This is a genomic window from Methylobacterium sp. Leaf118 (genome assembly GCF_920984675.1).
In the GTDB taxonomy this organism is placed as follows: domain Bacteria; phylum Pseudomonadota; class Alphaproteobacteria; order Rhizobiales; family Beijerinckiaceae; genus Methylobacterium.
Window position 1 is genome coordinate 66,284 of sequence record NZ_CAKLBV010000009.1, and the last position, 12,094, is coordinate 78,377.

Consider the following 12,094-nt stretch of genomic DNA (forward strand, 5'->3'; position numbering starts at 1 on the left):
TATGTTCGTCCTACACGTCGCCCTCCAGGGCTGCCTGCGCGGCAGCGACGTCGTCTACGGACTGACGGCCGATACCGGCGGCCATATCCGCTACCTGCTCGATCTCGTCGGCGCGTCCGCGCGGGATGCCGCCGTGACGCGAATCGTCGTGGCGACGCGCCTGTTCCACGGCGCGCCCGGCCCCGACTACGCCGTGCCCGAGGAGCGGATCGCCGACAAGGTCGTGCTGTTGCGGCTCGCCAGCGCATCGCCGGGCTATCGCGCGAAGGAGGAGATGCACGGCGAGGTCGCGACCTATGCGGAGAATCTCGTCGCCTGGATCGGGCGTCAGGCGCGGGCACCGGACATCCTCCATGCGCATTACGCCGAGGCCGCCGCGGTGGCCGCCATCGTCGAGGACCGGCTCGGCATCCCCTTCGTGTTCACGGCCCATTCCCTGGGGCGGGTGAAGGCGGCGACCCTCGGCGGCGCGGCGGCGTTCCGCCCCGAACTGGCGCAGCGGATCGCCACCGAGGAGGCCGCTCTGGCCCGGGCCGCCCTCGTCGTCGCCTCCTCGCGGGACGAGGCCGAAGTGCAGTATGGCGGCTACGACGCCTACGATCCCGGCCGCGTGCGCGTCCTGCCGCCGGGCAGCGACCTCGCCCGCTTCGCGGCGAGCCGCCCGCATCCGCGGGTCGATGCCACGATCGACCGCTTCCTGCGCGCGCCGCACAAGCCGCCGCTCCTGGCGCTTGCCCGACCGGTGGCGCGCAAGAACCTCGCGGCCCTGGTGCAGGCCTATGGCGAGAGCCCGGAGCTCCAGGCCAGCGCCAATCTCGTGATCGTCGCCGGCACCCGGGAGGACATCGACACCCTCGACGGCGACATGGCCGCGACCATGCGCGACCTCCTCGTGCTGATCGACCGCTACGATCTCTACGGGCGCGTGGCCTACCCGAAGACGCACCGCCCCGACGACGTGCCGGCGATCTACGCCTATGCCCGCGAGCGCGGCGGCCTGTTCGTCAATCCGGCGCTCAACGAGCCGTTCGGCCTGACCCTGCTCGAGGCCTCCGCCGCCGGCCTGCCGCTGGTCGCCACCGACAGCGGCGGCCCCAACGACATCGTCGAGACCTGCGGCAACGGGCTGCTCGTCGATCCGCGGGCGCCCGCCTCCATCGCCGCCGCCTGCCTGCACATCCTCACGGACGCGGCCTTCCGCGCGGCGTGCGTCGCCGGAGGGGCGCGGGCCGCCGCCGCCTATGACTGGGGCCGGCACGCCGCTCGCTACCACGCCCTGCTGGCCGCGCTGCTCGCCCGCGACCCGCCCCTGGGCTGCCCGCGCCAGCTCCTGATCTGCGATATCGACAACACCTTGGTGGGCTGCGAATCCGCGCTTGCGACCTTCCGGCGCTGGCGCAGCCGGCAGACCGGGCTGGCCTTCGGCGTCGCCACCGGCCGCTCGTTCCACAGCGCGATGGCGGTGCTGGAGCAGCAGGACAGCCCGCGGCCGCAGGTGATGATCACCTCGGTCGGCTCGGAGATCTACCACCTCGACGCCAACGGCGTGACCTACACGGCGGACGCCCCGTGGCGGGCGGCGGTCTCGGACGGCTGGGACCGGGAGGGGATCGACGCGGCGCTGCGCCGGCTCGACGGGCTCGTTCCGCAGGGCCCCCTGGAGCAGCGTTCGCACAAGCGGAGTTTCTTCGGCGACGGGGACACCGCGCAGCAGGTGCGCGACCGCCTCGGGCAAGCGGGCCTGACCGCGAACGTGATCCACAGCCACGGGCGCTATCTCGACGTCCTGCCCGCCGCAGCCTCGAAGGGGGCGGCGGTCGATCACGTCCGCGCCCTCTACGGCCTGCCCGAGCAGGCGGTGTTCGTGGCGGGTGATTCCGGCAACGACTTCGAGATGCTGCGCGACCGCGTCCAGGCGATCATCGTCGCCAACCACTCCGACGGCCTCGCCACCCACGCGGCCCTCGCCCATTCCTACGTCGCCCGCGCCTCGCATGCCCGCGGCATCATCGAGGGCGTGCTGCATTTCCGCCGGGCTTTGGCCTATGCGTCGTAAGTCCGGCGCTGCCGCGTGACCGGCGGTCCCGTCCCTCCCGTCTCGACGAGTGTGCTCACCCTGGTCCGCGGCCGGGCCGACCGGCTGCGCAACCTCATGCGCGGGCTCGCCCGCCAGACGGCCCGTCCACGCGAACTGGTGATCGCCTGGATGCAGCCGGAGCCCGCGCCCGACCTGCCCGATCCCGGCTGCCCCGTGCGCCATCGCCCCGTGCCGGGCGAGCCGATGCCGCTCGCCGCCGCGCGCAACCGGGCGGCCGAGGCGGCCGGCGGCGATCGCCTCGTCTTCCTCGACGTGGATTGCATCCCGTCGCCCGGCCTGATCGCCGCCTATGCCGCCGCGGCCGACGCCGAGCGCGGCCTGTTCCTGGGCGAGGTGCTGTACCTGCCCCCGGATGCGATCCCGGTCGGCACCGACCCCGATCCCGCCACGCTCGACCGCCTCGCCCGTCCCCACCCGGCCCGGCCCCCGGTGCCGGCGTTCGGACTGCGGCGGGAGCCCGATCCGGGACAGCTCTGGGGCCTGTCCTTCGCCCTGCCGGCCGCGGCCTGGCGGGCTGTCGGCGGGATGGACGAGGGTTACGTCGGCTACGGTGGCGAGGAGACCGACCTCGCCGCCCGGCTCGCCGCGTCGGGGCTGCCGACCTTCTGGGTCGCGGGGGCGCGCGCCTACCACCAGCACCACCCGGTCCACGTGCCGCCGCTCCAGCATTTCTCGGCGATCCTGGCCAACGCGACCCGCTTTCACGCGCGGCACGGGCACTGGTGCATGACCTACTGGCTCGAACAGTTTTCCGCCGCCGGCCTCATCGCCTGGGACGAGACAGCCCCGGCGATCCGCCTGCTGCGCCCCCCGAGCGCGGACGAGATCGCCGCCGCCCTGCGGCCCCGAGCCCTCTTCTCCTAGCTGCCCCGTTTTCCCGGAATGCCGGTCCCGCCATGAAAAAACCCATCGCGTTCTTCGTCCACCACCAGGGCCGCGGCCACGCCCACCGCACCATGGCGGTCGCCGCCGAATTCGCCCGCGACCGTCCGGTCTCGGTGCTGACCGCCGACCCGTCCTTGTTCGACGGCTTCTCCCGCGACATCGAGATCGTGGCGCTTCCGAACATGATCGGCGCGACGGTGCCGACGCCGCGCCTCTACGCCGAGCCGACGCCGCCGGTGATGCATTGCGTGCCCCTTGGCCTGGCCGCGATGCGCCGGACCATGCGGACCATCCTCGACCATCTCGACGCGCGCGAGGTCGGGCTGTTCGTGGTCGATGTCTCCGCCGAGATCGCGCTGCTGGCGCGGATCGCCAGCGTGCCCGCCGTGCAGATCCGGATGCATGGCGACCGGGGCGATCTCGGCCATGTCGGCGCCTACGAGGCCTGCATCGGCATGCTCGCGCCCTTCGACGAGCGGCTCGAACAGGACGATTACCCGGCGCATCTGCGCCGGAAGACCTTCTATAGCGGCGGCCTCTGCACCAGCGTCGACCGGGTGCCCGACCGGGCGGAGGCGCGGGCGCGGCTCGGTCTCGATCCGACCCGCGAGATCGTCGTCGCGGTCACCGGGGGCGGCGGCAGCGGCACGCCCTACGCGCCCCTGACGGTCGCGGCCCGCGCCGCGCCCGAGGCCTTGTGGCTGACCCTGGGGCCGACCCACCGCGAGGGCCACGAGACCAATTTCTCCAACCTGCGCGAACTCGGCTGGGTGCCGTCCGTGACCGACCACCTCGCGGCCGCCGACATCGTGGTGGCGTCGGCCGGCGACAACACAGTGCACGAGGTGGCCCGCGTCGGCGGGCGCCTCATCGTGATGCCCGAATGGCGCTATTTCGGCGAGCAGACCCGGAAGGCCGAGGCGTTGGTCCGCCTCGGCGCGGCGGTCCGGGCCCCGCAATGGCCCGGCGACCTCGCGGGCTGGCGCGATCTCCTCGCCCGCGCCCGCGGCCTCGACGGGAGCGTCCTGCGCAGCCTCTACGCGCCCGACGCGGCGGCGCGGGCCGCGGGCTGGCTCGAAGGCCTGACCGACGAACTCTGGCAGGGCCAGACCGTGGGCGCGCCGCTCGAAGCCGTCGGCGCGCCGCCGGAATCCGCCCCGCTGCGCGTCGTCGCGGCCGGCTGAGCACCCTCCCCGATCCGTCCCGTTTGCCGGAGCCTATCCCCCGCATGTCCACCGTTTCCGTCGTCACCCTGGCCCAGGGGCGGCCCGCGCATCTGCGCAACGTCCTGCGCGGGCTGGAGCGCCAGACCCACAAGCCCGCCGAGTTCATCGTCGCCGTGATGCAGGACGCCCCCTACGACCTGCCGGAGGTCGGCTTCCCGGTGCGCCAGATCCCCGTGCACGGCACCGAGCTGCCGCTCGCGGCCGCCCGCAACCGCGGCGTCGCGGCCGCCTCCGGCGATCTCGTCGCCTTCCTCGACGTCGATTGCATCCCCACCCCCGGTTTCGTGGCCGAGTACGCGCGCGGCCTGTCGGACCTCGACGGCCTCCTGATGGGCGAGGTCCTGCACCTGCCCGCGCAGGCGACGCGGGGGCCGTGGGATTTCCCCGACCTCGCCCGGGTCGCGGAGAAGCATTCCGACCGGCGAGGGCCGCCGGCCGCGGGCCTCGAGATCTGCAACGATTACCGGTGCTTCTGGTCGCTCAACTTCGCGATCCGGCGGGCGACCTTCACGGCGGTCGGCGGCTTCGACGAGCGCTACCGGGGCTATGGCGGCGAGGACACCGATTTCGGCAAGACCCTGGACCGGCGCGGCATCCCCATCGCCTGGATGAAGGGCGCGCTGGCCTATCACCAGCACCATCCGCACCACATGCCGCCGATCCACCATCTCGACAGCGTGGTGCGCAATGCCGAGCTGTTCGAGGCCAAGTGGGGCTACCGCACCATGGGCCACTGGCTCTACGCCTTCAAGGTGATGGGCCTGATCGATGACACGCCCGACCGGCCGATCCGGATCCTGCGCCGGCCCGATGCGGCGGATCTCGCGCTGACCGGGCAGCAGAGCCACCAGCCCTACACCAACGCGGCCTCCGTCATCCGGCACCTGGAGGCCCGCGCCCGCGAGCGGGACGCCGCCGCGGAGCCGGCCGCCCTGCCGGTGACGGCGTGAGGATCGCCCTCCTCGCCCATCTCCGCCATCCGATCGCACCCCCCTTTGCCGGCGGCCTGGAGGCCTATACCTGGCACCTCGCCGAGGGGCTGACGGCGCGGGGCCACGCGGTCGTGCTGTTCGCCGCCGGGGACAGCGACCGGCGCTTCGCGATCGACCCGGTGATCCCGGTGCATCACGAGCAGGGCTTCCCGGGGCGGGAGCACCGGGGCGATCCGGACCTGACGGCGCATGTCGATGCGGGCTACCGGACCGCCTGCGACCGGATCGCCGCCGGCGGCTTCGACGTGCTGCACAACAACAGCCTGAGCCGGCTGCCGCTGGAGCGGCGCCGCATTGCCGCCGTGCCGACGGTGACCTCCCTGCACGTGCCGCCCTACGACGCCCTGCGCTGGTTCGTGCAGGAGAGCGTCACGCCCGGCCACCGGATCACCGCGACGTCGCGGGCGCAGGTCGCGGCGTGGTGGCCGGCCGGCGCGCCGCCGCAGGTCTCGGTGCTCCCCAACGGGATCGATCCCGCCGCCTGGCCCTTCCAGGCGCAGGGCGACGGCAGCGCCGTCTGGTGCGGGCGGATCACGCCGGTCAAGGGCCCGCATCTCGCCGTCGCGGCGGCCCGGCGGGCGGGACTGCCGCTGACCCTCTACGGACCGATCGAGGCGCCCGATTACTGGGAGCGCGACGTCGCCCCGCATCTCGGCGGCCCGATCCGCTACGGCGGCCATCGCGACGGCGCCGCCCTCGCCCGCGCGATCGGCCGCGCCTCCGTCTTCCTGTTCACCCCGTGCTGGGACGAGCCGTTCGGTCTGGTGGCGGTCGAGGCGATGGCCTGCGGCCTCCCGGTCGCCGGGATCGCCCGGGGGGCGGCCGCGGAGGTCGTCGGCGAGGCCGGCTGTCTCGTCGCGCCCGGAGACGAGGCGGCTCTCGCGGATGCCATCGGCGCGGCTTTGGCGATTCCGCGCACGGTCCCGCACGCCCGCGTCCGACGCCTGTTCACCCGCGACCTGTGGCTCGACCGGTGCGAGGCCCTCTACGCTCAGGCCCGCGCCGGCTGAGGTTTGTCCGCCCCGGGGCGGGATCAGCGCGGCATGCCGAGGCCCGCGAGAGGACCGGCGTCGCGGCTCATCCCAAGCGGCACGGACCAGGACCGATGGTCCTGGTCCGTGCGTCCGGCGAACGCCCGCCGCCCCGCCGTCGCGGGGGCGATCGACGAGGCGTCCCCTCATCGCCGAGGGGGATCAGGGCTCCTTGAAGCCGTATTCCGGGGTCTCGTCGTCGTTGCCGTAATACTTGTACGGCAGGAATTTTCCGGAGAGGTTCATCTTCACCCGGTCGCCCTTGTTGTTGGGCTCGCGCTCCATGGTCATGTTGAAGTCGATCGCCGACATGATGCCGTCGCCGAAATCCTCCTGGATCAGCTCCTTCCAGGTGGTGCCGTAGACCATCACCAACTCGTAGAAGCGGTAGATCAGCGGATCGGTCGGCGGCAACTGCGGGATCGAGCCGCGATAGGGCGCCTCGTTGAGCATGCGCTCCTCGGCCTGGCTCAGGCCGAACAGCGCGGCCGCCCGGGCGGCCTGGGGCTTGGGCAGCTTCATCTGGCCCATGCAGGCGGCGGTGATCAGGATCGGCGAGATCCCGCCGATCTCCTCCTGGATGTACTTCCATGTCCAGCCCTTCTCGCGCTTGATGTCGAGCAGCTTCTCGGTGAGATCTTCGCGCTTCATTGGATCGTCTCCTTGTCGTCAGGCCTGGAGGGGCATGGCCCCTCCCGTTGCGGAATGGGCTCGCGGGGGCGGAGGCGCCGGTCCGCGAGGAGGCGGCGCCGGGATCAGGCCCGCCGGACCGGAGGCTCGGCGGCGATCGCGGCGGCGTCGGCCTCGCTGAGCGAGGGGCGCACCACCGGCGGATGGCGCGGATCGTAGCCCTCGGGCATCGCGTCCCGTAGGGTGCGGGAGCGGGTCACGAGGAAGTCGATCAGGTGGTTGCGCAGGGCGTAATAGCCCGGCGCGTGGTGCAGCTGCGTGCGGTCGCGGTCCTTGGGCAGCGGGTTCTCGACGATCTCGGCGACCTTCGCCTCCGGCCCGTTCGTCATCAGCACGATCCGGTCGGCGAGATAGATCGCCTCGTCGACGTCGTGGGTGATCATGAACACCGTCTGCCCGGTCTCGACGCAGATCCGGCGCACCTCGTCCTGCAGCGTGCCGCGGGTCAGGGCGTCGAGCGCCGAGAAGGGCTCGTCCATCAGGAGGATCTTCGGTTCGATGGCGAGCGCCCGGGCGATGCCGACGCGCTGCTTCATGCCGCCCGACAATTCCGACGGGCGCTTGTGCTCGGCGCCGGCCAGCCCCACCGTGGCGATGGCCTTGCGGGCCCGCGCCTCGATCTCGGGACGCTTCGCCCGCCGCCAGCGCGAGGACACCGCGTAGGCCACGTTGCCGAGCACGCTGCGCCAGGGCAGCAGCGCATGGCCCTGGAAGATCACCGCGCGGTCGAGGCTCGTGCCGGTGATGGCCTGCCCGTCGACGATGACGACTCCCTCGGAGGGCGCGTCGAGCCCGGCGAGGATGTTGAGAACCGTGGTCTTGCCGCAGCCGGAATGGCCGATCATGCACACGAACTCGCCGCGGCGCATCGGCAGCCACAGGTTCTCGAAGATCGTCGTGACCTTGCCCCCCGGCCCCGGATAGCGCCGGGCGATCCCCTCGATGGAGATGAACTTTTCGGAATTCGGCATGCGGCTGGTCCCGGCCTCAGCCGTTTCGGAAGGCACGCGGCGGGCGCGCCGCGCGAAGGGAAGGAGCGTGCTCATGGGGCGCCTCATTCCGGGAAGGTCACGAGGCGCTGGGCGCGCGCCAGGAGCTGGTCGAGGACCATGCCGACGAGGCCGATCACCAGAATCGAGGTGATCACATTGGTGATCGAGAGGTTGTTCCACTCGTTCCAGACGAAGTAGCCAATGCCGGTGCCGCCGACCAACATCTCGGCCGCCACGATGACGAGCCAGGCGATGCCGATGGAGATGCGCATGCCGGTAAGGATCGTCGGGGCCGCCGCCGGCAGGATCACCGTGAAGGCCCGCCGGACCGGGCCGACCTCCAGGGTGCGGGCGACGTTGAGCCATTCCTTGCGGGTGCCGGCGACGCCGAAGACCGTGTTGATCAGCATCGGCCAGATCGAGCAGATGAAGATCACGAAGATCGCCGACAGGCTCGAATCCTTGATCGTGTAGAGGGCGAGCGGCATCCAGGCGAGCGGGGAGACCGGCTTCAGGATCTGGATGAACGGGTCGAGGGCTTGGGCTGTCAGCGGCGACATGCCGATGAGGAAGCCGACCGGGATCGCCACCAGCACCGCGAGGCCGTAGCCCAGCGCCACGCGGCCGATGGAATAGGCGAGCTGGACGCCGATGCCCTTGTCGTTGGGGCCGCGGTCGTAGAACGGGTCCTTCAGGTGCGTCCAGATCGTCGCCCCGACATCGAGCGGGCCGGGCATGGCCGACTTGCCGGTGGTGGCCGCCTGCCCCATCAGGGCGGCGTATTCCGGGTCCATGGCCTCGGTGCGGGCGGTGCCGCTCACCGCGATCTGCCAGCCGAGCAGGATCAGCGCGAGGAGCGCCAACGAGAGGATGCCGGCGCGAAGCCGCAGGGTGCGTGGCATGGCCCTAGCTCGCGCGCTTGATCTTGAAGGACTCGAGGTATTCCGCGGGCTTGGCCGGATCGAAGGTCTTGCCCATCACCACGAAGGTCTTGGTAGTGGCCTCCGGCGGGGTGAGCCCGTCCTGCCGCATCAACTTGGCGGCGTCGGTGGCGCGGTAGACCTGTTTGGCGACGCCTGCGTAATCGACCTCGCCCTTGATCTGGCCCCAGCGCTTCATCTGGGTCAGCGTCCAGATCGCGAAGCTCTCGTAGGGGAACGGGTCGAAGGCGACCCGCTTCGGGTCCTTCTTCACGTTGCCGAGCCCGTCGGCATAGGTGCCGGTGAGAACCTGCTCGATCACCGTGAGCGGCTGGTTGAGATAGTTGGCCGGCGCGATGGCGGCGGCGATCTCCTTCCGGTTCTCCGCTTTCGACGCGTAGGCGGTGGCCTGGAGGATGGCGCGCAGGAGCGCGGCCGTGGCGTTCGGCATCTCGCGGATCGTGTCCTGCGCCACCGAGAAGGAGCAGCAGGGATGCCCGTCCCAGATCTCCTTCGACAGGATGTGGATGAAGCCGACGCCGTCATAGACCGCGCGCTGGACGACGTTGTCGGGGGCGAGGAAGCCGTCGATGTTGTCCGCGCGGAGATTGGCGACCATCTCGGGCGGCGGTACGGAGCGCAACTGCACGTCGGTGTCGGGATCGATGCCGTGCTCGGCGAGGTAGTAGCGCAACAGATAGTTGTGGTTCGAGTAATCGAACGGGATCGCGAGTTTGAAGCCTTTCCAGTTCTTCGGGTCGCGGTTGTCTTTGTGCTTATTCGCGAGGCAGATTGCCTGTCCGTTGACGTTTTCGATCGCCGGCACGGCGAAGGGCACCGGGTTCGATCCGAGCCCCATCGTGATGGCGAGCGGCATCGGCGCCAGCATATGCGCGGCGTCGTATTCCTTGTTCAGGGTCTTGTCGCGCACCACCGCCCAGCCGGCGGTCTTCACCACGTCGACGTTGAGGCCCTGCTTCTCGTAGAAGCCCATCGGCTTGGCCATGATGATCGGCGTGGCGCAGGTGATCGGGATGAACCCGATCTTGAGGTCGGCCTTCTCCGGCTTGCCCGCTTCGGCGAAGGCCTCCGCCACGAAGCGGGTCGGCAGGAACTGGCTGACGGCGGCCGCCGCGATCGCGAATCCGACGCTGCGCAGGAAGGCGCGGCGCTCCGCGGGCTGCGGGAACAGGGCCCGCATCATCGTCGCCTCGACCGCGCGCTCGATCGCGGCGTCCCCGCCCGGCAGGGCCGCCTCGTGCGCGGCTTGGCTTTCGTGCGCGGCTTGGCTTTCGTGCGATCCGCAGGAGCAGCCGCCGCGAGCAAGGCGGCGCTTGGCATCGAAGGGATTGTCGAACAGGGCCATCGCGGTCTCCGGCAGGGCAGATGAGGATCTCTCAGCAACAGTCGCGCCAAACGCTGGGATTATTTATTCCTGCTGAGAAATCAGCGACTTGCTGTCCGTGGGCCGGCTCGGCCGGCCCGGGCGACTTCGACAATGTCGATCCTTTGTCGACATTGTCGGCGGGTTCAGCGCAGCAGCATCACGAGGCCCGCGCCGGCGATGAGGGCGGCCAGCACGGTCTCGAGCAGGCCCTCGCGGACGGCGCAGGCGGCGCGCAGCCGCAGACCGAGGAGGCCACCGCCCGCGCCCCCCGCCCCGAAGGCCAGGACGAGGACCCAATCCACCATCTCGGACAGGGCGTAGCTGAGACCCGTGGTGAGGCCGAAGGCAGTGATCACGACGAGCGAGCAGCCCACCGCGCTGACGAGCGGCATCCCGGTCGCGGCGACGAGCCCGGGCACGACGAGGAAGCCGCCGCCGATGCCGAAGAAGCCCGACATCAGCCCTGTGGCCCCGCCGAAGCCGACGAGCTTCGGCACGCTCTCCCGCCGCGCGTCCGCCGGCGCGAGGCCGGGCCGGAACCGGCGCCGGATCATCAGGCCGGCGGCCGCGAGCATGACCAGCGCGAACAGGCCCTGCAGCCGGGCCCCGTCGAACTGCTTGCCGAGGCCGGCGCCGAGAAGGGCCGCGAGGATGCCGGCCATGCCGAACCATCCGGCGGCGCGCCACGGCACCCGCGCCACCCGCAGATGGCCGACCAGGTTGACGAGGGCGCAGGCGGCGACCGCGAAGGCGCCGGTCCCGACCGCGACGTGAACGTTCCGCAGCCCGACGACGTGGATCAGCATCGGGATCGCGAGAAGCGAGCCGCCGCCGCCCGCAAGCCCGAGGATCAGCCCGACGACCGAGCCGGAGGTCGCCCCGAGGGCGAGTTGCACGGGGTCCCGCATCGGCTCAGCCCCGGCCCGTGGTCAGGGGGATCTTGAGGTAGCGGGTCCCGTTCGCCTCCGGCTCCGGCAGGCGGCCGCCGCGCATGTTCACCTGGATCGAGGGCATGATCAGGCGCGGCGCCGGGAGGGTTCGGTCGCGGGCGGTGCGCATCGCCACGAACTGGTCCTCGTCGGTCCCGTCGCGGACATGGACGTTGCCGGTACGCTGGGCGGCGACGCTGGTCTCGGTGACGAAACGGTCGCGGCCCGGCGCCTTGTAGTCGTGGCAGAGGAACAGGCGCGTCGCGTCGGGCAGCGACAGCAGGCGCCGGATCGAGCGGAACAGGAGGCGGGCATCGCCCCCGGGGAAATCGGCCCGCGCCGTGCCGTAATCCGGCATGAACAGGGTGTCGCCGACGAAGGCGGCGTCGCCGATCACGTAGGCGAGGTCGGCCGGGGTATGCCCCGGCACGTGCAGGACCACGGCCTCGATCCCGCCGAGACGGAAGCGCTCGCCGTCCTCGAACAAGCGGTCGAACTCGGCCCCGGTGCGGGCGAAGTCGGTGCCCGCGTTGAACAGCGTGCCGAAGGTCTCCTGCACCGCGACGATGCCGCGGCCGATGGCGAGGCGCCCGCCGAGCTGGGCCTGCAGGGAGGGCGCGGCCGAGAGATGGTCGGCATGGACATGGGTTTCCAGGATCCACGCGACCGTCAGGTTTTCCGCGCGGATGTAGTCGATCACCGGGTCGACCGCGGTGGAGGACAGGGTGCCCGAAGCCGGATCGAAATCGAGCACCGAGTCGATCACCGCCGCCTCGCGGCTGTGCGGGTCGTGGACGACGAAGGTCGCGGTGTGGGTGGCCTCGTCGAAGAAGCCTCGCACGACCGGGCGCGGGGCCGCGCCCGAGAGGCACGCCGCGACCTGCCGCTGCGCCTGTTCGAGGGCGGGATCGGCGGCGCCGAGGGTGGGTGTCATCGGATCCCGC

At 71.5% G+C, this 12,094-nt stretch carries 11 protein-coding genes; 5 read left to right on the forward strand and 6 right to left on the reverse strand.

Annotated features, from left to right (window positions below; translation table 11 throughout):
• Position 1: 1 nt before the first annotated feature.
• From LW587_RS06170 to LW587_RS06190, 5 genes are read left to right on the forward strand one after another with little or no spacing between them, the layout of a single operon-like run.
• Positions 2-2,056, forward strand: coding sequence for an HAD-IIB family hydrolase (locus LW587_RS06170; protein WP_232628713.1), 2,055 nt, complete (start codon positions 2-4; stop codon positions 2,054-2,056).
• Between the two features lie 15 nt (positions 2,057-2,071).
• Positions 2,072-2,962, forward strand: coding sequence for a glycosyltransferase family 2 protein (locus LW587_RS06175; RefSeq protein ID WP_232628714.1), 891 nt, complete (start codon positions 2,072-2,074; stop codon positions 2,960-2,962).
• 32 nt (positions 2,963-2,994) lie between these two features.
• The gene (locus tag LW587_RS06180) at positions 2,995-4,167 is read left to right on the forward strand and encodes a glycosyltransferase (protein ID WP_232628715.1); all 1,173 of its coding nucleotides are present in this window, start codon (positions 2,995-2,997) and stop codon (positions 4,165-4,167) included.
• Positions 4,168-4,211: 44 nt separating this feature from the next.
• Positions 4,212-5,159 carry a glycosyltransferase family 2 protein gene (locus LW587_RS06185; protein WP_232628716.1) on the forward strand — a complete coding sequence of 316 codons (948 nt, stop codon included), beginning with the start codon at positions 4,212-4,214 and terminating at the stop codon, positions 5,157-5,159.
• A complete protein-coding gene (locus tag LW587_RS06190) occupies positions 5,156-6,211 on the forward strand; it encodes a glycosyltransferase (RefSeq protein WP_232628717.1) in 1,056 nt (351 codons plus the stop codon). Before LW587_RS06185 ends, LW587_RS06190 begins: the two co-directional genes overlap by 4 nt.
• Positions 6,212-6,394: 183 nt before the next feature.
• On the opposite strand, the gene cynS is transcribed toward LW587_RS06190, so the two are convergent.
• From cynS to LW587_RS06220, 6 genes are all read right to left on the reverse strand, one after another.
• Entirely contained in the window at positions 6,395-6,883 is a 489-nt protein-coding gene (gene cynS, locus LW587_RS06195) for a cyanase (RefSeq protein ID WP_232628718.1), read from the reverse strand.
• Positions 6,884-6,987: 104 nt separating this feature from the next.
• The gene (locus tag LW587_RS06200) at positions 6,988-7,968 is read right to left on the reverse strand and encodes an ABC transporter ATP-binding protein (RefSeq protein WP_232628719.1); all 981 of its coding nucleotides are present in this window, start codon (positions 7,966-7,968) and stop codon (positions 6,988-6,990) included.
• Between the two features lie 8 nt (positions 7,969-7,976).
• Complete coding sequence (gene ntrB / locus LW587_RS06205; protein ID WP_232628720.1) at positions 7,977-8,816, reverse strand: nitrate ABC transporter permease; 840 nt, start codon at positions 8,814-8,816, stop codon at positions 7,977-7,979.
• A 4-nt stretch (positions 8,817-8,820) separates the two neighbouring features.
• Positions 8,821-10,200, reverse strand: a complete 1,380-nt coding sequence (locus LW587_RS06210) for a CmpA/NrtA family ABC transporter substrate-binding protein (protein WP_232628721.1) — start codon at positions 10,198-10,200, stop codon at positions 8,821-8,823.
• Between the two features lie 164 nt (positions 10,201-10,364).
• Positions 10,365-11,129, reverse strand: a complete 765-nt coding sequence (locus tag LW587_RS06215; protein WP_232628722.1) for a sulfite exporter TauE/SafE family protein — start codon at positions 11,127-11,129, stop codon at positions 10,365-10,367.
• Positions 11,130-11,133: 4 nt separating this feature from the next.
• Complete coding sequence (locus tag LW587_RS06220) at positions 11,134-12,084, reverse strand: MBL fold metallo-hydrolase (protein WP_232628723.1); 951 nt, start codon at positions 12,082-12,084, stop codon at positions 11,134-11,136.
• Positions 12,085-12,094 lie beyond the last annotated feature (10 nt).

Bases quoted from the DNA above. Each gene is read 5' to 3' on its own strand.
- LW587_RS06220 (WP_232628723.1), bottom strand. From the start codon at position 12,084: ATGACACCCACCCTCGGCGCCGCCGATCCCGCCCTCGAACAGGCGCAG.
- LW587_RS06200 (WP_232628719.1), bottom strand. From the start codon at position 7,968: ATGAGCACGCTCCTTCCCTTCGCGCGGCGCGCCCGCCGCGTGCCTTCC.
- LW587_RS06170 (WP_232628713.1), top strand. From the start codon at position 2: ATGTTCGTCCTACACGTCGCCCTCCAGGGCTGCCTGCGCGGCAGCGAC.
- LW587_RS06215 (WP_232628722.1), bottom strand. From the start codon at position 11,129: ATGCGGGACCCCGTGCAACTCGCCCTCGGGGCGACCTCCGGCTCGGTC.
- LW587_RS06180 (WP_232628715.1), top strand. From the start codon at position 2,995: ATGAAAAAACCCATCGCGTTCTTCGTCCACCACCAGGGCCGCGGCCAC.
- ntrB (WP_232628720.1), bottom strand. From the start codon at position 8,816: ATGCCACGCACCCTGCGGCTTCGCGCCGGCATCCTCTCGTTGGCGCTC.
- LW587_RS06210 (WP_232628721.1), bottom strand. From the start codon at position 10,200: ATGGCCCTGTTCGACAATCCCTTCGATGCCAAGCGCCGCCTTGCTCGC.
- cynS (WP_232628718.1), bottom strand. From the start codon at position 6,883: ATGAAGCGCGAAGATCTCACCGAGAAGCTGCTCGACATCAAGCGCGAG.
- LW587_RS06185 (WP_232628716.1), top strand. From the start codon at position 4,212: ATGTCCACCGTTTCCGTCGTCACCCTGGCCCAGGGGCGGCCCGCGCAT.